Raw genomic sequence first — 22,685 nt, 5'->3', positions numbered from 1 at the left:
GGCGCCTCACACCGGTCCGTGCTCGCTCGGCAGTCGCCCCGATGCCAGAGCCGTCTTCAGAGCCCGGAAGTCGCTGTCGTTCTGATCGGCGTACGCCGCGGCGAAGTCCGCGATCGCCTCCTCGAACATCTCGCTCCGCCCCATGTACCCCGCGATCTGCACCCGGTCTCCCGAGCGGGAATGGGCTCGAGCCAGTGTCTCCCCGCAGATCCGCGCGTACAGGATCGCACCCCGCACGCTCATCGTGTCAGGGTCGATTCCCCCCTTCCCGTCCTGCAGCTGCCGGATGTAGAAGTCGCGGGGCTGCCCGTCGAGACCGACGACGGATTGCCATCCGAGGAAGATGTCGCTGGATGCCTGCATGAGGCGCTGGCCCCGCACGACGCGTTCCGCGTGGTCGTCGAACTCGCTCGGCCCGAGGAAGCGCTCCAGCACAGATGCCTGAGCCTCCTTCGCCTGAAGGAGCAGAGGGTCGTCGTCGTCGCGTCCGCTGAGCAGGAGCACCCAGGCGCGTGTCCCCACGCTTCCGACACCGACGACCTTTCGAGCCATGTGTCGGTACCTGTACTCGGCGATCGGATGCCGTTCGCTGACGAGCGTCGTCCGATACGCGCCCAACACCTGGTGCATCACATCCGCTTCGTCTGCCGCGCGCCCCGCGTCGCGGATGAGATCCTCGACGGGGACGATCAGCGGCGGCGCCGCGACGATGCGCAGGTGGCCGTCGACGACGCGCACCAGCTTCTTGAAAGCCTTCCGATGATCGCGTTTTCGCGCCTTGTCGATCGTCGCGTCCAGCCGGCGCACCTCCTCGTCTCCCACCTGCCGGTCGAGCTGTGCCTGACGGGTCGACAGCCTCGCACTCTCTGCGTCGAGTCGGTCGTACCAGGCGTCGAGCACCCTCGACTTGGCCGCCGCCCTCATCGCGGTGCGATAGCCGTGTGCCGCGGCCACGACGCAGGCGCGCTCCTCGTCAGCGCTGAATCCACGCTGCCTGCTGGCCACCGCGAAGCTCGCCGCGAGTCGTTTCACATCCCACTCGAACGGCCCTGGAAGCGTCTCATCGAAGTCGTTGATATCGAAGATCAGGTGCCGCTCAGGGGAGCTGAACAGTCCGAAGTTCGACAGGTGCGCGTCTCCGCAGAGCTGCGCGATGATGCCGGTGTGCTCGGACGAGGCGAGGTCCGATGCCATGTGCAGGGCCGCCCCCCGATAGAAGGCGAGCGGGGACACGGCCATGCGCGCGTACCGCACCGGCGTGAGTTCCTGCACCCGTGATCGCCCCTGCTCCTCGAGCAGATAGATGGGATCCGGCCGGTCCGTGGCCGGTGACCATGCTGCGAGCTGCGACCGGGGCATTCGCGATCGAGCGGCGCGTCCTTCATCGCGCCGCTCGGCGAACGGCTTCGCGACCTCCGGGGACCGAGTCATGAGCTGGCTCGGCCAAGGGAGTCGGTGGAGGCGAGGGCAGCCTTCTCACGCGAGATCTCGTCCCGCGCGTCGTCCTCAGCCGCCACGGCATCGATGGCATCGGCATCGGCATCGGCATCGTCATCGTCGGACGACGGACGTTCGACGACCTCCAGGACGAGGACGACGAGCAGCGACAGGGCCAGAGTCCACAGCACGAGTGCGGGGGTGAGCGGCCGTACGAGCAGCACGACCGCCGCACCGGCCACGATGATCGCAGCCCTCAGGAGAGCGCGTCTCGAGTACATCCACGTGCCGACGCGTCCGCTGCTCAGGCCGCGCCGGTCAAGGGTGCCGCGCAGCGAGGCGGCGCCACCGTGGACGACGGCGCGAAGTCGTCGTGGAACGTCGAAGGGGCCGGCGAACCACGCGACCACGGCGGTGACGAGCGCGAGCACGAGCACAGCCACGGCGGTGTCGCGCATGGCGCCGCCGACCAGTTCGTAGATCGCGCCCCCGGCATCCGCGGGGATGCCGTTGCTGCGCAGAGCGGCGTCGAAGAGCACCCTGCCGATGGCGAGACCCGCGAGCACGATCAGCATCACGAGACCGAGGGAGAGCGCTGCGGTGACCAGCGCGACCGAGCGTCGTCGCGCGACGACCACGCCGGCGGCGAGGAACACGATCGCCACCCAGGGCAACCAGAGTCCAGCGGCCACCACCAGCTCGTAGGCGAGCTGGACCGAGGCGAGGGAATCGACCTGCGCGACGGTGATCGTGCGATCGACCGTCGGAATCGACGCCGCGAATCCGACGCCCTGGTCGACGAGCACTTCTTTCGCGGCGTCGATGATCGGCGCCAGCTGAATCCCGATCGTGCCGTCGGACCCGAGTGCGATGGCCGCATCCGGATCGTCCTGCAGCGCGGACACCACCTGCGCGTGGCTGATGCGGAGCGCCGACGCCCAGACGTTCGCGAACGCTTCGGACTCGACGAAGCGCTCGACCAGGGTTCCCACGAGCGATTGCAGTCCCTGCGCAGCGGGTCCCTTCAGCAACTCCAGTGCACGAGTCGCCGCGGGGCCGGTGCCGAGGTCGATGATGCCGTCGATCACGTCCGTGGTGAGGGTCGGTATGTCGACCTGTCCCTCGATCGCCTCGACAATCTGATCGGTGACCGCGGACTGCACGTCAGGATCGCTCGCGAGCACGGCGTAGCTCGCGACGAATCGATCGGTGTCGGTGAGCTGCACGTTGCCCCAGGCAGCGACGAGGGCGACGGGTGCGATGAGCGTTCCCAGCACGATGAGGACGGTGGCCGAGAGAGTGCGTCCCCACCCGCGGGATCGGCGGCGCGACCCGACCGGATCGGGTGTCGAGGCGGGGGTTGCCGCCGGGATGCCGCCACGGAGGGCGCTGTTCTCGGCTTCGAGGGCAGCGAGGCGCCGCTGCAGCTCCTGGACCGTGGATCGTGCCATGTGATTCTCCGTCCTCAGACTCTCGCGTTCTGACGCGGGATGTGGACCTGCTTGATGATCAGAAGTATCGCGGCGGTGATCGGGATCGACACCAGTGCGCCGAGCAGACCGAGCAGGGCCCCGCCGATGAGCGCCCCGATGATCACGAGCGACCCTGGCACCGCGATCGCCCTGTTCATGATGCGCGGAGTCAGCAGATATGCCTCGAACTGCATGTAGATCAGATACAGCACCGCGAAGATCAGCGCGAGCAGGGGGTCGCTGAACAGCGCGACGACCGAGGCGAAGATCCAGTACGCGACCGGACCGATGAGCGGTATCAGGGTGATCAGGAAGGCGGCCAGCCCCATGAACGCAGGAGCCGGGAGCCCCAATATCAGATGCAGGAGGGTCGCGAACACCGCATTGCAGGCGGCGAGCACCACCATCCCGATGAGATATCCGCCGATCGAGTCGGTGATCTGCTCCGTGAGCGATCGGAGTCTGGCTCGATCGCGCGCGGGTGCGAGCGAGTAGAACGCGGACTTGATGGGCGACAGCGACGCGAGGAAGTACAGCGTGAGGACGACGACGATGATCACACCGGAGATCGCGTTGCCGACGCCGAAACCCACGGCGAGCACTCCGCCTCCGACGGCGAGCAGGTTGCCGGGATCCGCGAAGAACGCCGCGAGTTGATCGAGTGCGGTTCCGACGACATCTCCGACCTGTGCTTCGAAGGCTGTGTACGCCTCCGAGGTGCGGAAGTCGGCGATGGCCGCGGGGATGGAGCGTGCGAACTCGCCCACCTGCACCAGGGCGGGCGGGAGGATGAACCCGATCACGACGGCGAGGAAGACGAGGAAGCCGCCCGAGACGATCAGCAGTCCGCGCGTTCGCGACACCCGGTGTGCCTCCAGCCAGCGGATCACCGGGTCGAGGCCGAGGGCGACGAAGAGGGCAATCGCGATGTAGATGAGGATCGTGGCGACCGAGCTCGCGGCGACGCCGAGGACGAACGCGCCGAGCCCGCCGAGAACCAGCGCGAAGCCGAACAGCAGGGGGCGCGTCACGGTGATCTGGATGCTGCGTGGTCGCGGCCCGCGTGTGGCGCGCCGAAGCTGAGGGGGTGACTCCTCAGGCACGCTCGCATCGCTCACGGTGCCACTCTCGGGCGCAGGGCGCACGGCCGCGTCACCCTTTCAGGGCGATATACCGCGGGGTCAGATCAGGCCGAGGTCCTGTGCGCGCGCGACGGCCGTGTTGCGGTTGGGCACCGCGAGCTTTCGGTAGATGTGAGCCATGTGGGTCTTGATCGTGTTGGGCGACACATAGCAGCGGGCTGCCAGCTCGGTGTTGGTCATGCGAGTCGGAAGGTAGGTGAGGATCTCGAGCTCGCGGTCGGTCAGTTGCTCGGCCAGTTCGGGCGAGGTCGCGCGGGCGCGGCGGAGCAGGCTCGCCCTCTCCAGCACGGTGGCGCGGAACGGCGTCGAGGTGCCGGGGAGGTCGGCGATCAGGCGCATGACCTCGGGGCCGGCGCGCACGAAGACGGCGACCAGATCATGCCGTGACGCCAGATCGAGGGCCTTGTGCATGGCTTCCGCACCCGCGCCCGTCCCACGCTCGCGGGCATCGAGCCACGAGCGGAGGAGGAGCTGTTCCACACGGGCGCGCGGCATCGACTCGGGCGGCTCCGGGGTGACCACATCGAGGTGGGCACGAGCGAGGTCGGGACGGTTGCGCGTCAGTGCGGCGGCTGTCGCCTCGAAGGTCAGAGGAGACCAGCGTCCTGCGGTCGGATGGCGCAACCCGCCGTTCGGTGCATGCGCGAGGCGGAGTGCGCGAGCCTCTTCGGCCTCGAGCGCCACCGCGACGATCGGAGGCGGGGTCGATGGCAGACGCTCGACCGGGTCCACGGCGTCTCCCTTGCTGAGAACCGTCTCAAGGTGCGCGATCCACATGAGCTGAGTGCGGTGGTTCGCGGCGGCGCGGAGCGCACCCTCGTGCAGGGACACCGCGGCGAAGGACGGCGTGGCTCGCTCGATCGATGCGAGTGCCGCCGCCAGGAAGGCGTCCGCCGGCGACGGATGTGCGAGCAGGCCGGTCTCGGCGGCGAGATCCAGTGCCTCCTCGGAGACCGCCGCGGCACGGCGCAGCCGTCCTGCCCACGCTTCCAGCAGCGCGAGCGAGCCGAGAAGATGGATGCGATACAGGCTGTACTGGCCCCCTGGCGCGGCGAGCGCCTCGTCGAATCGTCGTCGCGCCGCGGTGAGATCGCCCGAGAGGAAGAGCGCTCGGCCCGCCGAGGTCAGCGAACTCGTGCGCAGCAGGTGCGGGTGCGTGAGGCCCAGCAGCTCGGGCGGGTGCAGATCGGGATGCTCGCTGAGCAGTGCCGCAGCCGACTCCGCAGCCTGCAGTGCGATGCGGGGGTCAGACCGGAACTGCGCCCGCGCGGCGAGGAACGTATGAATGACCACCGAACGGCCCGGTGTGAGCGTTGGCCGATCGGCCTGTTCGCGCAGCACGTCCTCGGCTCGGGCCGCGTCTCCGTTCATCATCAGCAGCATCCCGCGGAGGATCTCGACGTCAGGTCGGGTCGCACGGAACTCTGCCGGCAAAGCATCGAGCCACCGACTGACCGACACCGTGTCGTTGCGTTCGAGCACCTCGCGGCCGTGTCCGGAGATGACGGTCGCCGCCCGCTCCCACGATCCGGCCTCGAGGAGGTAGTCGATGGCTGAAGGCGCATCACCCCGGGCGAGGTGCCAATCGGCCGCGGCCGTGCAGATCTCGGTCGCCGCTCCGGGGTGCTCGGCCTTCAACCGGTAGCGCAGGAGCTCTCGGAACATCGGGTGAAAGCGGAACCACTCCCGGTTTCGATCGAGGGCGACGAGGAACATCGACTCTCTCTCGAGCTCCTCGAACAGCGAGGTCGCGTCGTCGACGAAGAGGATCGACTCGACGAGTTCCGCGGACATCCGGTCGAGGCCCGACAGGTGCAGCAGCAGCGACCGTCGCTCGGGCGGCTGCTGGGCCAGGGCCTGTTCGCTGAGATACTCGGAGATGAGGCGATCGGTGCCGCGAAGTTCACTCGCGAAGTGCTCCGGATCGTCTTCATTGCGCAGACCGAGACCGGTCAGCACGACACCGGCGGCCCATCCCTCAGTGCGCTCCATCACTGCTGTGAGGGTGCGAGGACTGACTGGAGCGCCGATGATCCGCTCGAGCAGCGTCGCACTCGCGGCCTCATCGAGCGCGAGGTCGCTCTGTCGCAGCTCGATCAGCGAGTGGCTCAGTCGATGGTGACCCCAGCCGAGGCCGTAGTCGATACGTGACGAGAAGATGAGGTGGGTGTGCTCGGGAACATTGTCGGCGAGCCACCAGAGGTCGGGCAGCAGCGGCGATCCGGCGAGATGGTGCAGGTCGTCGAGCACGAGCACGACGGGGGGATGCTCGCGGAAGACGCCGACGAGAGACTCGAGGACAGGACGCCCCAAGGCGCGCGCGTTGACTGCATGAGGCCGTCCGAGGTCTCTCGTCCCGCGGCCGGGGGGCAGCACCGCACTCAGCAGGTGATCGAGCAGGCGGCGTGGATCGCTGTCGGCCGGCTCCAGCCCGATCCAGCTGACGCGCACGTCGGGGTGCGATGCCGCCCATTGCGACACCAGCACGGTCTTGCCGGAACCGGCCGGAGCGACGACCACGCTGAGGGGCGCGTTCAGCGCCGCGTCGAGTCGACTACGCAATCGTGGTCGCTCGACGGCGTGAGCCGGCGGGGGAGGTATGGCTGTCATCGGCGAATCCGGTGTCAGTATGGCAGGGCGCGGCCGCGTCATCCACAGCGACTTCAGATCATCCGCAGAGGATGAGGACGCCCGCGATCCGCGCGTCCATCATGGGACCGTCGCGCTCGCGCGTTCACGCCGCTCGTGCACCCCAGGGAGGCTGCCGTCATGACCCAGGTCTTCGAAGTGCTCGTCCGCGGACGAATGAGCCCCCAGCTCGCACAGGCACTGGATGGCTTCACGGTGCAGCCTCGTCCTGGTGGACTGACGAGCATCCTCGGACCGATCGATGATCAGCCGCGCCTGCTGGGCCTGCTCGGGGCATTCGACGACCTCCACATCGAGGTCATCTCGGTGAATCCGGTCCCTGCATCTGACGCCGGGTCACCCGGGCAGGGTGACGCGGGGGCATCCGCGCCTGGCTAACTTCAGACCTGGTACTCACCACCTCCGATCGAAAGGGATCGCGCATGTCCATCTGGGATCTCGTGGCCTGGTTCTTCTGGTCCTTCGTCTTCATCTCCTACCTCATGGTCGTCTTCACGATCATCGGTGACCTCTTCCGAGACAGCTCTCTGAACGGATGGCTGAAAGCGGTGTGGATCATCTTCCTCGTCTTCCTCCCGTTCCTGACATCACTCGTGTACCTCATCGCCCGAGGGCAGGGGATGGCGCAGCGGCGAGGGGAGCAGATCGCCGGACTGCAGGCGGCTCAGGCCGCCTACATCCGGGAGACCGCAGGGTCTTCGCCTGCGGACGACATCGCGAAGGCTCGCGGACTCCTGGACTCGGGCGTGATCACCCAGGCCGAGTTCGAGACGCTCAAGGCGAAGGCGCTGGCGTCATAGCCGACGAAGGGCTGGAGGCAGGGCATGACCGAACTGACCATCGGCACGATGACGGACGATGCGGACGCAACCGTGCAGCTGGATGCACGTCGCTTCAACAGGCACACGTTCTGGTGCGGGCAGAGCGGCAGTGGCAAGACCTATGCGCTCGGCGTCGTCCTCGAGCAGCTCCTGCTGCGCACCGAGTTGCCGATGCTCATCCTCGATCCGAACGCCGACTTCGTCAGGCTGGCGGAGACGAGAGCGGGCGCGTCGACCGAGCATGCGGCCGCCATCGCGCAGACCGACATCCGCGTGTTCCGGTCGGGCCACGGGGAGGGTGACAAGGTTCATGCCCGGTATGTCGATCTGTCTCCCGCCGCGAAGGCCGCCGTGCTGCAGATCGATCCGATCGCCGACGCCGAAGAGTACAACGCGCTGCTGCACTGGTCGGTGAGCACCACGGACTTCGACGCCGACGAGATGCTCAGGGGGTTCCGCGCGACGGGTGATCCCGCGCATATCAGGCTCGCGAATCGGATGGAGAACCTGCAGGTGCTCGAGTGGGATCTGTGGTCGCGAGGCGCGGGATCTGTCGTCGACGTGGTCGATGAGCGGCCGCGGGTGACCGTCCTGGATCTCGGAGGATTCGATCATCCCGCCGAACCGAAGGTCGCGGCCCTCGCGGTGCTCGAGTCCCTCTGGACGCAGCGAGAGAGCCGTCGCCCCCTTCTCATCGTGATCGACGAGGCGCACAACCTCTGCTCGCCCGAGCCGCGCACCGCCGTCGAGAGGGCTCTCACCGAGAGGCTCGTGCAGATCGCTGCGGAGGGACGCAAGTTCGGACTCTGGCTCCTCCTGTCGACGCAGCGCCCGACCAAGATCCACCCCAACGTGCTCTCGCAGTGCGACAACCTCGGCCTGATGCGCGTGAACGCCCCGCGGGACATCGCCGAGCTGGCCGACGTGTTCGGCTTCGTCGGGGAGGACGACATCCGCCGGGCCCAGGGATTCGCCCAGGGGCAGGCGCTGTTCGCGGGAGGGTTCATCGCCCAGCCGACGTTCGCACAGATGGGCGAACGGCTGACCGAGGAGGCCGGAGCCGACGTGCGGGTGCCGCTGCGCTCGTGACCGAGTGATGCGCGGCTCAGCGCCAGATGGTCGCGATGCCTGCGTTGAGCGCCGTCAGGATGCCGACGAGCCAGAACATCGCGACGGGCACGGAGCCGGACTTGCGCTGCTTCGAGGTGCCGATGCCGAGGAGCGCGCCGATCACCAGGAGCACGACGAGCTTCGTGCCGATCTTGGCGTAGTTCATCTCGACGCCCTCGGGGAGACCCCACGGTGCGGCGAGTGCGAGGCCTGCGATCGCGGCGATCGTCATGCCGATGCTCATCAGACGGGTGAACTCGCGCTTGCCGCCGAAGGCCTGCACCGCCCAGGCGCCGAAGAGCACGGCGAAGCCGATCAGGTGGACGAACAGAACGACGTGACGCAGAGTCTCCATGCCCTCACGCTATGAGCACGCGGGGTGCGCACGCCAGCAAGGGCAGGCTGACCTCAGCCGCGCAGCGCGCGCGTGACGAGCGCGGTGCGCAGCGCGGCATCCGCAGCCTCCGCACCCTTGTCTTCCTTCGATCCCTCGAGTCCGGCACGATCGAGGCCCTGCTTCTCGTCGTCGAGGGTGAGGACGCCGAAGCCGACCGGCTTGCCCGCGTCGAGTGCGACCCTCGTCAGCCCGTCGGTCGTGGCCGCCGAGACGTACTCGAAGTGGGGGGTGCCGCCGCGGATGATCACGCCGAGTGCGATCACCGCGTCCGCGCCGCCGGCGAAGGCGGCCTGCGCCGCGAGCGCGAGTTCGAACGACCCGGGCACGCGCACGAGGCGGTGCGTGGCGCCGGCCTCGTTCAGCACGCGCTCGGCGCCGGCGATCAGGCCGTTCGAGATGGTCTCGTGCCACGTGCCTGCGACGATGACGACATCGAGTCCGCGTCCGTCGATCTTCTCCGTCTGGGGTGCTCCTGCGCCGCTCATGCGTCGTCCTTCTTTCCTTCGGCGAGAGCCTCAGCGAGCTCTGCCTCTCCGATGATGTGACCCATGCGGTCACGCTTGGTCTCGAGGTACTGGTGGTTGTTCGGGCCGACTCCGACGATCAGCGGCACCTGCTCGACCACGTCGAGTCCGAGGCCGCGCAGCTGGTTCACCTTGTCGGTGTTGTTCGTCAGCAGGCGCACCTTCGACACCCCGAGGTCGGCGAGGATGCCGGCGGCGGCCGCATAGTCGCGGGCATCGGCGGGAAGCCCGAGTGCGAGGTTGGCATCGACCGTGTCGAGGCCCTCCTCCTGCAGGCTGTAGGCGCGGAGCTTGTTGATGAGACCGATGCCCCGACCCTCGTGGCCGCGCATGTAGATGACGATGCCGCCGTCCTGCTCGATCGCGTCGAGTGCCGCATCGAGCTGCGGGCCGCACTCGCACTTCAGCGACCCGAAGGCCTCGCCGGTCAAGCACTCCGAGTGCACCCGCACGAGGGCGGTCTCACCCGGTTCGCCCGAGACGACGGCGATGTGGTCGGTGCCGGTGACCCGGTCCTTGTAGGCGAGGAAGCGGAAGGTGCCGTGCGTCGTCGGCACGGTCGCGTCGGCCCTGAGGCTCACTCTGCGGCTGGCGCGTTCGGGAGCCCAGCCGGTGGGGTCGATCTCATTGAGGTGGGCGATGAGCTGCTCGATGGTGATGACGGGCACGCCGTCGCGCTGCCCGAGCTCGAGCAGGCCGGGAAGACGCATCATGCTGCCGTCCTCGGCGACGACCTCGGCGATCGCGCCGACCGGGCGGAGCCCCGCGAGCTTCATCAGATCGACCGCGGCTTCGGTGTGACCGCTGCGCTCGCGCACACCGCCGTCGACCGCCCGCAGGGGCAGGACGTGACCGGGGCGGATGATGCTCGTCGCGGTCGACGCGGGGTTCGCCAGCACGTTCAGCGTGTGCGCGCGGTCGTGTGCGCTGATCCCGGTGGTCACGCCCTCTGCGGCGTCGACGCTCACGGTGTACGCGGTCGAGCGCGCGTCTTCGGAGGCGGCGACCATCGGCTGCAGGTTGAGGTTGTCGGCGAGATCGGTCGGCATCGGCGCGCAGATGAATCCCGACGACCAGCGAACCGTCCAGGCCACCCACTCGGGCGTCGCGAGCTCGGCCGAGAGGATGACGTCGCCCTCGTTCTCGCGGTTCTCGTCGTCCGCGACGAGCACGGGGCGCCCGGCGCGCAGGGCCTCGAGGGCCTCGGGGATGGTGGAAAGGCTCACAGCGAGCCTCCTTCCGGTGCTGCCCGGAACGCCAGAAGGCGTTCGACATGGCGGGCGAGGATGTCGGTCTCGAGGTTCACGCGGTCTCCGACCGTGCGAGAGCCGAGGGTGGTGGCGGCGAGGGTCTCAGGGATCAGCGACACCTCGAACCAGTGCTCGGTCGCACCGGCCTCGCTGACTGCGCTCACGGTGAGCGAGGTGCCGTCGACGGAGATGGATCCCTTGTCTACGACGAGCGGGGCGAGATCGTCGGGCAGTGAGACGCGCAGCACGCTCCACTGCTCTCCCGGTCGCACCTCGACGATGCTGCCGACGCCGTCGACGTGACCCTGCACGATGTGGCCGCCGAGGCGCGCCCCGACCGGCATCGCCTTCTCGATGTTCACCCGGGTGCCGACGGATGCTCCGCCGAGGGCTGCGACGTCGAGGGTCTGCTTCATCACATCCGCGTCGAAGGTGTCGGCGGTCGAGCCGACGACGGTGAGGCACACGCCCGACACTGCGATCGATTCGCCGTGGATCGCGTCCGATGCGGCCTTCGCAGCGCGCACGGTCAGACGCCACCCGTCTCCGGCGGGTGCGATCGCAGTGATCTCGCCGATCTCCTCGATGATTCCGGTGAACATCAGGGGGCTCCTTCTTCCAGATGATTCGCGGGGGAGGCGATCGCGAGAAGATCTGCTCCGAGGGGCAGCCATTCGTCGATCGTCAGACGGCGGGCGGCGTCGATCGAGCCGACGCCGATGTCGGTCAGTGCCAGACGGTCGCCGCCGAGCAGCACCGGGGCGATGTAGACGAGCACGCGATCGGCGAGCCCCGCGGCGACGAAGGCGCTCGCGAGCGTCGGGCCCCCCTCGATGAACACGCTCTGGATGCCGCGAGCGTGCAGGTCGGCGAGCACGGCATGCAGATCATGGGTGTCGTAGAAGAGCGGAGTCTGCGGATGCCGGCGGATCGCCGCATCGTCGGGGGTGATGCGCGAGCCGATCACGACCGGGACGGGCTGGTGTTCATGGAGCGCCTCGCCGTCGCGAGCCGTCAGCGAGGGATCGTCGGAGAGCAGAGTGCCTGTGCCGACGACGATCGCATCGGCCGCAGCGCGACGTCGATGGACGTCTGCGCGGGCTTCAGGTCCGGTGATCCACTGGCTGCTGCCGTCGGATGCCGCCGCGCGGCCGTCGAGGGACTGCGCCCACTTCACGGTGACGTGGGGGCGGCCGAGGCGCTGAGCGGTGAGCCAGCCGTCGATGATGCGGTGTGCGACATCGCTCTGTTCGCCCGCATCGACGCTGACGCCCGCCGAGCGGAGGCGGTCGGCACCGCCGCCCGAGACGGCTCCCGGATCGTCGAGGGCGTAGACGACACGCGAGACGCCGGCCTCGATCAGCGCGACGGCGCAGGGGCCGGTGCGACCGGTGTGGTTGCACGGTTCGAGGGTGACGACAGCGGTCGCCCCCTCGGCGGCGCCGGCGGAGAGTCGCGAGAGGGCATCGACCTCGGCGTGGGGCGTTCCGGCGCCGTGGTGCCAGCCTTCGGCGATGATCTCGCCGTCGGGGGAGAGGATGACGGCGCCGACCTGCGGGTTCACTCCGCGAGGGCCGAGCGTCGCGAGCTCGAGCGCACGGGTCATCGCCCGGCGTTCCGCCTCGTTCACTGCCATCCGTGGTCCTCTCTGAGGCTCCGGGGGATCTCCTCGAGGGAGACGTCGGCAGAACGCGCGCGCGGCGGCGCACCGTGCTGCCTCCCTTCCGGACTAGCGAGGCTGGGCCTCGCACCACCGTCGGTCCCGGAATTCCACCGGATCGGCATCTCGGAGAACCGAGACGCTCGCGGACTGTCACCGCCGGTTCGGATTCTCACCGACCCCGGAGCACGTTGATGCTCTGAGTGTACTCAACACATCCGGATGCATTTCATTCCGCGTCGAAGTGCTACTTGAGCAGCCGTGACAACCGGCGATCGGCGAGCGGTTTGCCACCGGTCTGGCACGTCGGGCAGTACTCCATCGAGCGATCTGCGAAGAAGACGCTGCGCACCGTGTCGCCGCACACGGGGCAGGCCTCGCCACGACGAGCATGCACCTGCATCCCACGGCGCTTGGCGTCTTTGAGGTCGGCCGGCGGCTTGCCCGAGGCCTCGGCGACCGCATCCGCGAGAGTCGTCTGCATGGCGGCATACAGGCGATCGACCTCGTCGTCGTCGAGCTTGTCGGCGATCGCGTACGGCGACATCCGCGCGGCGTGCAGGATCTCGTCGGAGTAGGCATTCCCGATTCCGGCGATCACGCCCTGATCGCGGAGCAGGCCCTTGATCTGCGTGCGCCGCCCCTGGAGCAGACCGCCGAAGACCTCCCGGGTGAACGACTCGTCGAGAGGGTCGGGCCCGAGCCGGGCGATCCCCGGGACGTCCTGCGGGTCGCGCACGACATACACGGCGAGCGACTTCTTGGTGCCGGCCTCGGTGAGGTCGAATCCGCTCTCGTCGTCGAGGCCGACACGGACGGCGATGGGCGACTTGCCGGGTTTGATCGGCGTCGTGGGCAGCGTCTCGTACCAGCGCAGCCAGCCCGCCTTGGCCAGGTGGAAGACGAGATGCAGGTCGTCGCCGCACGAGAGCACGACGAACTTTCCCCGTCGAGAGGCCGCAGTGATCTGCTGACCGTGCAGTGCGGAGTTCGGCGGGTCGTATGTCTTGAGCGCGGCGATCGCGCCCACGCTGGTTCGCACGATCGTCTGCCCCACCGCGCGCTGGGTGAGGAATGTGGTCAGGCCCTGTACTTCCGGCATCTCCGGCATGCGTTCATCCTGCCATCGGGGTCGGACACGCGACTAGAGCACCGGCCAGTCGACCGGTGTGCGGTCGTCGGACGCGAGGAGTCCGCCGAACCACCCGTCGTCGCGGCCGCGCTCGCTCGTGAGCGCCTGGCGTGCGAATCCCTCGTAGCGGAACCCGAGCGCCCTCGCCGATCGTGCCGACGGGATGTTGCCCGCGACCGCCCGCCAGCCCAGCCGTGCGAGACCGAGCTCGTCGAAGCCCCAGTCGACGACGGCGCGCGCGGCCTCGACGAGGTAGCCGTTGCCGCGCGCGGCAGAGGTGACCCAGTATCCGAGCTCCGCGTGCCCGCCGGTGTGGTGCGGCGTGATGTGGTGCAACCCGATCGAGGCGACGAGCTCCTCGTCGCGATACGCGCACCAGATCGTCTGGCTCCCGTCGGCCCACCACTCGCCGATCAGGCGCACATAGTCCGCGGCGTGCTCTCGCGTGTAGGGGCTCGGCACGGTCGTCCACCGCGGGATCTCCGGATCCTGGCAGGCTGCGACGATCGCGTCGATGTCCGACTCGTCCGGCACATGCAGCGTGAGGCGGTCCGTGGTGAGGGTGACCGGTTCCATCCCGGAATCCTACGGGTCGGAGAACGCGTGTGCGCGCGGCTCCCGGTCCCGGTGTCGGCGGCCGCGACTAGGCTTGTCCGGTGACTGTTCCGGGGATTCTGCGCGCCTTGGAAGAGGCGTCTCTTTTTCGTGACGCCCTCGGCTGGGCGCAGACCGATGCCGATCTCGGCCTCGTCGACGGCCTCGACGCGCCGGCGCTCGCCGGCCTGCTCGAGAAGCGGCGCGCCGCGGGTCATCCCGCAGCGCTGCTGACCGTCGTCCCCACGGGGAGGCGCGCCGAGAGCCTCGCCGCGGCGCTCAGCGCCTACATCCCCGACGCCGAGGTCGTGACCTTCCCCGCGTGGGAGACACTGCCGCATGAGCGACTGAGTCCCAGCCCCGACACCGTCGGTCAGCGACTGCAGACCCTCCGTCGCGTCGCCGAGTGGTCGGGTGACCACCCCCTCGTCGTCGTCGCCTCGGTGCGAGCAGCGCTCCAGCCCATCGCCGGCAACCTCGGCGAGATCGCTCCGCTCGAGCTGCGCGCCGGCACGCGCGGTCATGAGCTCGACCGCGTCGTCGAGCAGCTGGTCGAGCGCGCCTACTCGCGCGTCGACATGGTGTCGCGTCGCGGCGAGTTCGCCGTGCGCGGCGGCATCCTCGATGTGTTCCCCGCGATCTCGGAACACCCCTTCCGCGTCGAGTTCTTCGGCGATGAGGTCGACCAGATCCGCGCGTTCTCCGTCGCCGACCAGCGCTCGCTTCCGGGCGACGTCGACGGCGTCGATCTGCCTCCGAGCCGCGAGCTGCTGCTGACCCCCGATGTGCGCGATCGTGCGCGGGCGCTGATCGGCGGCTTCCCGGCGATCGCCGGCATGCTCGAGAAGATGGCAGAGGGCATTCCGGTCGAGGGAATGGAGTCGCTGCTCCCGGCGGTGTCCGGTCCGCTCAAGTCCCTGGCCGAGTATCTGCCCGAGGGCAGCGCGACCGCGGTCGTCGATCCCGAGCGCTCCAGCGCGCGGGCCATCACGCTGGGCGAGACGAACCGCGAGTTCCTCGATGCGGCCTGGAGCGCGGCGACGTCCGGCGCATCGGCTCCCATCGACCTCGGCGCCGGCGACTTCCTCACCATCGCCCGACTGCGCGAGGTCGTCCGCGACCGTGGCGGCGTGTGGTGGCGGCTGAGCCCGTTCGCGATGGGCGGCGAGGATGCCGAGACCATCGACGCCCAGGTCATCCCGTCGTTCCACGGCAACGTCGACGGCGCGATCTCGTTCGTCGACGCCAAGGTGGCCGAGGGGTGGCGCGTGGTGGTCATCGCCGCCGGTGCCGGACTCGTCGACCGCGCCCGCGACGTGCTCTCCGACCGCGGCATCGCCGCGCGCATCGTCTCCGAGCTCATCGAGGCGCCCGACACCGGCGTCGCGACGCTCGTCACAGGATCCGTCGAGGCCGGCTTCCAGATCGGCGAGGCGAAGCTCGCCGTCCTCACCGACAACGAGTTCTACGGCCGCACCATCGGCGGCGACCAGCGGGTCGTCAAGAAGCTCGCCTCGCGTCGCAAGAACGTCGTCGACCCGTTGCAGCTCAAACAGGGCGACTTCGTCGTGCACAACACCCACGGCATCGGCCGCTTCGTCGAGATGACGCAACGCGAGGTCTCCACGGGCGGCCGCAATGCGACCAAGTCGGTGCGCGACTACCTCGTGCTCGAGTACGCGCCGTCGAAGCGCGGCTACCCGGGCGACAAGCTCTACGTGCCGACCGACCAGCTCGACCTGCTCTCGAAGTACGTCGGCGGCGAGGGCCCCACGCTCTCGAAGATGGGCGGCAGCGACTGGTCGCAGGCGAAGGGCAAGGCGCGCAAGGCAGTGCGCGACATCGCCGTCGAGCTCGTCAAGCTGTATTCGGCGCGGATGAGCGCCAAGGGGCATGCCTTCGGTCCGGACACGCCCTGGCAGCGCGAGCTCGAAGAGGCGTTCCCGTTCGCGGAGACCCTCGATCAGCTGCAGACCATCGATGAGATCAAGGCCGACATGGAGCGGCCGATCCCGATGGACCGCCTGCTCTCGGGCGATGTCGGGTTCGGCAAGACCGAGGTCGCCGTGCGTGCGGCGTTCAAGGCGATCCAGGACGGCAAACAGGTCGCGATGCTGGTGCCGACCACGCTTCTCGTGAAGCAGCATCTCGAGACCTTCACCGAGCGCTTCGCCGGATTCCCGGTCAAGGTGCGGCCGCTGTCCCGCTTCCAGACCGACAAGGAGGCTCGTCTCACGCTCGACGGGCTGCTCGACGGCACGGTCGACATGGTGATCGGCACGCATCGCATCCTCACTGACCAGGTCATGTTCAAGGACCTCGGTCTGATGATCATCGACGAGGAGCAACGCTTCGGCGTCGAGCACAAGGACACCCTCAAGAAGATGAAGACCAACGTCGACATCCTCGCGATGAGTGCGACGCCGATCCCGCGCACGCTCGAGATGGCGGTCACCGGCATCCGCGAGATGTCGACGCTCGCCACCCCGCCGGAGGACCGGCATCCGATCCTCTCGTTCGTCGGCCCCCGCAGCGACAAGCAGATCGCGGCGGCGATCCGGCGCGAGATCCTGCGCGAGGGACAGGTGTTCTTCGTGCACAACCGTGTGCAGTCGATCCAGCGGGTCGCTGCACAGCTCGCCGAGCTCGTACCCGAGGCGCGCATCGCGGTCGCACACGGTCAGATGGGCGAGCACGCGCTCGAGCAGGTCGTCGACGACTTCTGGGAGCGCAAGTTCGATGTGCTCGTCTCGACGACGATCATCGAGACCGGCCTCGACATCTCGAACGCGAACACGATCATCATCGACCGTGCCGACAAGTACGGACTCAGCCAGCTGCATCAGCTGCGCGGACGTGTCGGGCGAGGTCGCGAGCGTGCGTACGCCTACTTCCTCTACGACGAGATGAAGCCGCTGAGCGAGACGGCGGCTGACCGACTCCAGACGATCGCCGTGAACAACGACCTCGGCTCCGGCATGCAGGTCGCGCTCAAGGACCTCGAACTGCGCGGCGCGGGCAACCTGCTCGGCGGCGAGCAGGCCGGGCATATCGCCGGCGTCGGATTCGATCTCTATCTTCGGATGATCGGCGAGGCCGTAGCGACGTTCCGCGGCGAGGATGTCGAGTCGGGACAGGAGCTGCGACTCGAGCTGCCTTTGGACGCGCGCATTCCCGAGCACTACATCGACAGCGAGCGACTCCGTCTCGAGGCTTACCAGAAGCTCTCCGCCGCCTCGGCGGCCACGGCGAAGGACGACGCGATCGACCTCGTCATCGACGAGCTCACCGACCGCTACGGCACCCCGCCCGACGAGGTCGAGGGTCTGATCGCCGTCGCACGTCTGCGTCGGCGCGCGGCCAGAGCAGGACTCTCCGACGTGGTGGTCATGGGATCGAACCTGCGCATCGCGCCGGCGCGGCTCGAGGACTCGATCAAGGTGCGTCTGCAGCGGCTGTATCCCAAGGCGAAGCTGGTCGCCGGGGGTGAGGCCCTCGTCGTGCCCATGCCCACCGTGCCGGCCGCCGTGGGAGTCGGCCTCGAACCGCTGCAGGCGGCCGAGCTGCTCGAGTGGGTCGGGCAGCTGTTCACCGCGATCTTCCCCGAGCCCGTCTCGGCCGAGAAGACCGTCGACGCCTAGGCGCGGCGCAGCGACCTCGCGTGCGTCACAGCGAGAACCCGCCGTCCGTGGTCAGCACCTGACCCACCACCCAGGAGCCGGCGTCGGTGCACAGCCAGCCGATCAGCCGCGCCGGGTCGTCCGGTCGACCGACTCGGCCGAACGGCGTGCCGGCGATCCATTCGTCGACGCCGGAGAGATCGCGATCCGTGGTGTCCGCATCGAGGTAGCCCGTGTTCACGGGGCCCGGGTTGACGGTGTTCAGCACGATCCCGACGTCGAGCAGCTCCGCCGCCGTCGACCGCGTGATGCCCGCGAGCGCGGCCTTGCTCGTCGCATAGGAGATCTCTCCGCGCATCGCTCCGTGGCCCTGACCGGAGGTCATCCAGATGACGTGCGCCGTCGGCTTCTCGAACGGGCCGAGTGAGGGGATGCTGTCGCCCGGGCGGGCGACGGGGGTGTCCGCGCCGCCGAGCTCGACCCGGACTCGACGCGCCAGGCCCGCGGTGAGCAGCAGCGATGCGCGCGCGTTCGCCTGCCAGTGCGCGTCCAGCCGGTCGGCGGTCATGTCGAAGATCGTCCCGTCGCCTCCGCTCATCGCCTGATTGCAGACGACGATGTCGAGCCGTCCTGACAGCGAGGACGCCGCATCGAGCAGCGGTTCGATGCTGTCGGGGTCACGGAGATCCGCCTCGGCGTCGCCCATCACCGCTCCGGATGCGAGCGAGTCCCGGATGCCGGTGCGGACGGCGTCGAGATCGTCGCCGCCCCAGGGGTGGTCGAGATCATGCGGGCGGAAGTGGTGGACGAACACATTCGCGCCGAGGGAGGCGAGCGTCGTGGCGGTCGCGAATCCGATGCCGCGCCTGCGCGAGACGCCGGTCACGAGCGCGGTGCGTCCGAGCAGGGGAAGGTCGGCGGAGTGCATGAGGATGCCTTTCGATCGAGGATCCCGCGGCCTGCCGAGGGGCGGCCGGAGGCGGGGGAGAGATCGAGTCACCTGCATTGCATGGGCGTCAGCGTAGCAGGACGCCGCGGTCGGCCTTCTCGTCCCGTGCGCTGCACCACTACGCTGGCGTCATGTTGTACGAGCACCTCGGGGCTCGGCCCCGGATCCATGACACCGCCGTCGTCGCTCCCACCGCCGTGATCTCCGGAGACGTGACGATCGGACCGGACTGCCAAGTGCTGCACGGCGCCGTGATCACCGCCGAGGGCGGGCCCATCACGCTCGGCGAGCACGTGATCGTGATGGAGAACGCGCTCATCAGGGCGACGGCCGCGAACGCCGTGCACATCGGCTCGCACACGCTCGTCGGAACCCTCGCGAGCATCGCGGGTGCGACCGTCGGCGAAGAGGTCTTCCTCGCGTCGGGCGCCCGGATCTTCAACGGCGCGCTGGTCGGGGACCGGTGCGAGGTGCGCGTGAACGCCATCGTGCACCGGCGGGCGGTGCTGCCGTCCGGCACCGTCGTGCCGATCGGCTGGGTCGCGGTCGGGGATCCCGTCCAGCTCCTCTCTCCCGACCGCGAGGAGGAGATCTCCGCGGCCCAGCCCGAGCTCGACTTCCCGGGGCACGTCTTCGGCGTGGACCGCGACACCCCCGACCTGATGGTTCAGCTGACCGAGCGGTACGGCAGTTCCCTGGCCCGGCATGCCGACGACGTGCGTCTCGATGCCGACGGCCACGCGGCGGGCCGAGGGTGAGTGACGGGGCAGGGCTCGTCCGACCGGACATCAGCACGGAGGACGCCGCGCTGATCGCTCGCGACTGCTACGGGGTCGACGCCCAGGCGAGCGAGCTCGGTAGCAACCAGGACCGGAACTTCGTCCTGATCGAGCCGGACGGATCACGCAGCGTGCTGCGCGTCGACAACCCGGTGTTCGGCGACGACGCGAGAGCCGCGCAGCATGCGGCGCTCGACGCCTATCGCGCAGCCGGCGTTCGTGTTCCCACCGTGCTCCCCGGGCTCGACGGTGAGCTCACCCAGCGCTGGCGAGGATTCGCGGTGCGGCGCAGCGAGTTCGCCGAGGGCGAGCCGATGGTCGACGCGGGCTATCTCGCTCCCGTCGTCCTGGGGGAGTTCGGCACGCTGGCTGCGGCATCCGTGAACGCGCTCGCAGGTCTCGTGCATCCGGGGCTCGACCGTGAGCAGATGTGGGACATGCGCGTCGCGTACGAGCAGATCATCGCACTGGTCCCGGCAGTGACCGAGGCCGAACTGCGCGTGCGCGTGCGCACGGCAGCCGATGAGGCTCACGCCGCTGTCTCGACCGTCGCTGCCGGCCTGCCTGTGCAGCCGATCCACGGCGACCTGACCGACGACAACGTCACCGGAATGCGCGGTGCCGACTCGCGGCTGCATCCGCACACGGTGCTCGATCTGGGAGACCTGGGTCTCGGTTGGCGCGTCGCGGAACTGGCTGTCTGCGTCTCGTCGATGCTGCACCATGAGCCGGAGCGCCCGCTTCGCGCACTCGACACCGTCGCGGCGTTCCACGCCGATGCCCCGCTCACTCGCGACGAGGCGGTCGCGGTGTGGCCCCTCGTCGTGCTGAGAGCAGCGCTGCTCGTCGCGAGCGGCTGGCGTCAGCTCGCGATCGACGGGGACAACGACTACGCCCGCGAGAGGATCGAGGGGGAGCAGGCCATCTTCGACGCGGCGACCGCCGTTCCGCTCGCCGAGATGTCCGAGCACGTGCTCGCGCGGCTCCGTTTCGCGTCTCCGGAGTTCGAGATGTCGGATGCCGAGACTCCGGATGAGACTCCTGATGCGGGGACTCCGGATGCTGGGACTCCGGATGCGGGGACTCCGGATGCGGGGACTCCGGATGCTGAGATTCCGGATGCCGAGATTCCGGGGGACGCTCCCGACGTGCCTGACGCTCCCGACGTACCCGACGCTTCCCGCCGGGAACTGTCGATGCTGCTTCCCGATCTCGACGGCCGAGTCCTCCTGGTCGATCCGGGCATCGAAGCCGAGGGGCTCGATGCAGGGCGCTGGTCGCATCCGGATGCCGAGGCGATTCTCGTGGCCGAGGCCCACGCGGCGGGTGCTCGCGCTGCCGTGGTTCCCTACGGCGTCTTCCGGCTCACCCGGACGACCGTCGACGCCGTGAGCGCGGCCGCCACCTGGCCGGTGGAGACGGAGGTGCATGTCGCCCCCGGTCCGTCGTCGCGACTGGTCGCGCCGACCGCGGGGGAGCTGAAGATCACCGACGACGGGGTGCACATCGAGCTCGACGGCGGGTGGAGGCTCGCGCTCCGTGGCACCGACATCGAGCCGAATCGCAGCGGGAGAGTCGAGAGGGGCGAGAGCATCGGCAGGCTCGCCGCATCCTTCGAGAACCGCACGATGGTCATCGGGCTGACGCGAGGGGATGCTCCGCCGCTCCGCTCCCCGCTGCCGAATCCGCCGATCGCCGCGCGGCTCGTCACCCCGGAACGCGTCGCGGCCTGGCGTCGCTTCACCGCGGACCCCGCTCCGCTGCTGGGCCTCCGGTCCGCCGCGCAGCGCGACGAGGCCGGTCAGGAGCTCGAGCGCCGCGAGCGCATCTTCGCGGCCGCACAGGAGCGCTATTACGAGCACCCGCCGCAGATCGAGCGAGGCTGGCGGCACCACCTCGTCGACACGACCGGTCGCAGCTACATCGACATGGTGAACAACGTCGCCGGGCTCGGCCACGGCCACCCGCGAGTCGCGGCGGCGGCGAACCGCCAGCTGAAGACGCTCGCCACGAACTCCAGGTTCCTGTTCCGCGGCCTCGCCGAGTACAGCGAGCGACTCATCGCGCTGATGCCCGAGGGGAGCGGCCTCGACACCGTACTGCTCGTGAACAGCGGATCGGAGGCGGTGGACCTCGGCATCCGTCTCGCGCAGGCGGCCACAGGCCGACGAACCGTCGTCGCGCTGCGAGAGGCCTATCACGGGTGGACGATGGCGAGCGATGCGGTCACCACCAGCGCCTATGACAATCCTGATGCGCTCGCGACGCGTCCCGACTGGGTGCACGTCGCCGATGTGCCCAACTCGTTCCGCGGCACGCACCGCGGCCAGGACTCGGCGGACCGGTACCTCGCCGACCTCGCCGCCGACCTCGACCGACTCAGCGTCGAGGGCCGGGATCCGGCGGGGTTCGTGTGCGAGTCCGTGCTCGGCAACGCGGGCGGGGTGGTCCTCCCCGACGGATATCTGACCGGTGCGTACGACCTCGTGCGTTCACACGGTGGCCTGTGCATCGCCGACGAGGTGCAGGTGGGCTTCGGGCGCATGGGATCCACGTTCTGGGGATTCGAGCAGTCCGGAGTGATCCCCGACATCGTCACGATCGCGAAGCCGATGGGCAACGGCTTCCCGATCGGCGGCGTGATCACTTCGAAGAGAATCGCCGACGCGCTGAGCGAGCAGGGCCAGTTCTTCTCCTCGGGCGGTGGCAGCACGCTCAGCAGCAGCGTCGGCATCGCGGTCCTCGATGCCATGGTCGAGGACGACCTGCAACGCAACGCGCTCGACGTCGGTCGGCATCTGGCGGAGTCGCTCTGTGCACTCGCGCAACGGCATCCGATCGTCGGGCCTGTGCACGGGCAGGGTCTGTACCTCGGGGTCGAGCTCGTGCGCGACCCCGAGACCCTGCACCCGGCGGCGGCCGAGGCGGCCGCGATCTGCGAGAGGCTTCGCGAGCTCGGCGTGATCGTGCTCACCACCTCGGAGCGCTCGAACGTGCTGAAGATCAAACCCCCGCTCTGTCTGTCGGTCGAGAGCGCCGACCATGTCGTCGCGATGCTCGACCGCGTGCTCACCGAGGGCTGGTGATCGAGCGGGGTCTTCGAATCGAGTCGGTTCTCGGCATGTTAAATGCGTATTTCGAATCAGATC

At 69.0% G+C, this 22,685-nt stretch carries 18 protein-coding genes and 1 riboswitch; of the genes, 6 read left to right on the top strand and 12 right to left on the bottom strand.

What is annotated here, in order from left to right:
* Positions 1-6 precede the first annotated feature (6 nt).
* From QRN21_RS03350 to QRN21_RS03335, 4 genes are all read right to left on the bottom strand, one after another.
* Entirely contained in the window at positions 7-1,431 is a 1,425-nt protein-coding gene (locus QRN21_RS03350; RefSeq protein WP_215174185.1) for a DUF2252 domain-containing protein, read from the bottom strand.
* On the bottom strand, positions 1,428-2,888 hold the full coding sequence (locus QRN21_RS03345; RefSeq protein WP_285363109.1) for a hypothetical protein: 1,461 nt from the start codon (positions 2,886-2,888) through the stop codon (positions 1,428-1,430). The genes QRN21_RS03350 and QRN21_RS03345 overlap by 4 nt, the downstream gene beginning before the upstream one ends.
* Before the next feature lie 14 nt (positions 2,889-2,902).
* Positions 2,903-4,027, bottom strand: a complete 1,125-nt coding sequence (locus tag QRN21_RS03340; protein ID WP_230100680.1) for an AI-2E family transporter — start codon at positions 4,025-4,027, stop codon at positions 2,903-2,905.
* Between the two features lie 63 nt (positions 4,028-4,090).
* Positions 4,091-6,613: a winged helix-turn-helix domain-containing protein gene (locus tag QRN21_RS03335; protein WP_285363108.1), complete on the bottom strand. Its 2,523-nt coding sequence runs from the start codon at positions 6,611-6,613 to the stop codon at positions 4,091-4,093.
* A gap of 207 nt (positions 6,614-6,820) precedes the next feature.
* Here QRN21_RS03335 and QRN21_RS03330 point away from each other — a divergent pair, with 207 nt between their 5' ends.
* The 3 genes from QRN21_RS03330 to QRN21_RS03320 are packed head-to-tail and all read left to right on the top strand — an operon-like array spanning position 6,821 to position 8,610.
* Entirely contained in the window at positions 6,821-7,078 is a 258-nt protein-coding gene (locus tag QRN21_RS03330) for a DUF8691 family protein (protein WP_056277873.1), read from the top strand.
* Positions 7,079-7,122: 44 nt separating this feature from the next.
* Positions 7,123-7,500 (top strand): SHOCT domain-containing protein, encoded by a 378-nt coding sequence (locus tag QRN21_RS03325; protein ID WP_056277875.1) that lies wholly within the window; start codon positions 7,123-7,125, stop codon positions 7,498-7,500.
* Between the two features lie 24 nt (positions 7,501-7,524).
* Entirely contained in the window at positions 7,525-8,610 is a 1,086-nt protein-coding gene (locus QRN21_RS03320) for an ATP-binding protein (RefSeq protein WP_285363107.1), read from the top strand.
* 16 nt (positions 8,611-8,626) lie between these two features.
* Here the strand turns inward: QRN21_RS03320 and QRN21_RS03315 are convergent, their stop codons facing one another.
* From QRN21_RS03315 to QRN21_RS03285, 7 genes are all read right to left on the bottom strand, one after another.
* On the bottom strand, positions 8,627-8,986 hold the full coding sequence (locus tag QRN21_RS03315; RefSeq protein WP_056277880.1) for a hypothetical protein: 360 nt from the start codon (positions 8,984-8,986) through the stop codon (positions 8,627-8,629).
* Positions 8,987-9,039: 53 nt separating this feature from the next.
* The gene (ribH, locus tag QRN21_RS03310) at positions 9,040-9,513 is read right to left on the bottom strand and encodes a 6,7-dimethyl-8-ribityllumazine synthase (protein ID WP_056277883.1); all 474 of its coding nucleotides are present in this window, start codon (positions 9,511-9,513) and stop codon (positions 9,040-9,042) included.
* Positions 9,510-10,778: a GTP cyclohydrolase II gene (gene ribA, locus QRN21_RS03305; protein ID WP_285363106.1), complete on the bottom strand. Its 1,269-nt coding sequence runs from the start codon at positions 10,776-10,778 to the stop codon at positions 9,510-9,512. Before ribA ends, ribH begins: the two co-directional genes overlap by 4 nt.
* Positions 10,775-11,404, bottom strand: a complete 630-nt coding sequence (locus tag QRN21_RS03300) for a riboflavin synthase (RefSeq protein ID WP_056277889.1) — start codon at positions 11,402-11,404, stop codon at positions 10,775-10,777. The genes ribA and QRN21_RS03300 overlap by 4 nt, the downstream gene beginning before the upstream one ends.
* Complete coding sequence (gene ribD, locus QRN21_RS03295; protein WP_285363105.1) at positions 11,404-12,438, bottom strand: bifunctional diaminohydroxyphosphoribosylaminopyrimidine deaminase/5-amino-6-(5-phosphoribosylamino)uracil reductase RibD; 1,035 nt, start codon at positions 12,436-12,438, stop codon at positions 11,404-11,406. Before ribD ends, QRN21_RS03300 begins: the two co-directional genes overlap by 1 nt.
* Before the next feature lie 71 nt (positions 12,439-12,509).
* Positions 12,510-12,655: riboswitch (FMN riboswitch) on the bottom strand.
* A gap of 54 nt (positions 12,656-12,709) precedes the next feature.
* Positions 12,710-13,573 (bottom strand): Fpg/Nei family DNA glycosylase, encoded by an 864-nt coding sequence (locus tag QRN21_RS03290; protein ID WP_285363104.1) that lies wholly within the window; start codon positions 13,571-13,573, stop codon positions 12,710-12,712.
* Positions 13,574-13,606: 33 nt separating this feature from the next.
* Positions 13,607-14,170 carry a GNAT family N-acetyltransferase gene (locus QRN21_RS03285; RefSeq protein ID WP_056277897.1) on the bottom strand — a complete coding sequence of 188 codons (564 nt, stop codon included), beginning with the start codon at positions 14,168-14,170 and terminating at the stop codon, positions 13,607-13,609.
* An 80-nt stretch (positions 14,171-14,250) separates the two neighbouring features.
* Between QRN21_RS03285 and mfd the strand changes: the two genes are divergently transcribed.
* Complete coding sequence (gene mfd / locus QRN21_RS03280) at positions 14,251-17,829, top strand: transcription-repair coupling factor (protein WP_285363103.1); 3,579 nt, start codon at positions 14,251-14,253, stop codon at positions 17,827-17,829.
* Between the two features lie 25 nt (positions 17,830-17,854).
* Here mfd and QRN21_RS03275 read toward each other — a convergent pair whose 3' ends face one another.
* The gene (locus QRN21_RS03275; protein WP_053095491.1) at positions 17,855-18,736 is read right to left on the bottom strand and encodes an SDR family oxidoreductase; all 882 of its coding nucleotides are present in this window, start codon (positions 18,734-18,736) and stop codon (positions 17,855-17,857) included.
* A gap of 152 nt (positions 18,737-18,888) precedes the next feature.
* Here QRN21_RS03275 and QRN21_RS03270 point away from each other — a divergent pair, with 152 nt between their 5' ends.
* Positions 18,889-19,515 (top strand): gamma carbonic anhydrase family protein, encoded by a 627-nt coding sequence (locus QRN21_RS03270; protein ID WP_072590958.1) that lies wholly within the window; start codon positions 18,889-18,891, stop codon positions 19,513-19,515.
* Positions 19,512-22,622 carry an aminotransferase gene (locus QRN21_RS03265; RefSeq protein WP_285363102.1) on the top strand — a complete coding sequence of 1,037 codons (3,111 nt, stop codon included), beginning with the start codon at positions 19,512-19,514 and terminating at the stop codon, positions 22,620-22,622. The genes QRN21_RS03270 and QRN21_RS03265 overlap by 4 nt, the downstream gene beginning before the upstream one ends.
* The last annotated feature ends 63 nt before the right edge of the window (positions 22,623-22,685 follow it).

It is taken from the genome of Microbacterium sp. LMC-P-041 (genome assembly GCF_030209555.1).
Taxonomy (GTDB): domain Bacteria; phylum Actinomycetota; class Actinomycetes; order Actinomycetales; family Microbacteriaceae; genus Microbacterium.
This window is presented reverse-complemented; position numbering and strand designations above follow the sequence as displayed.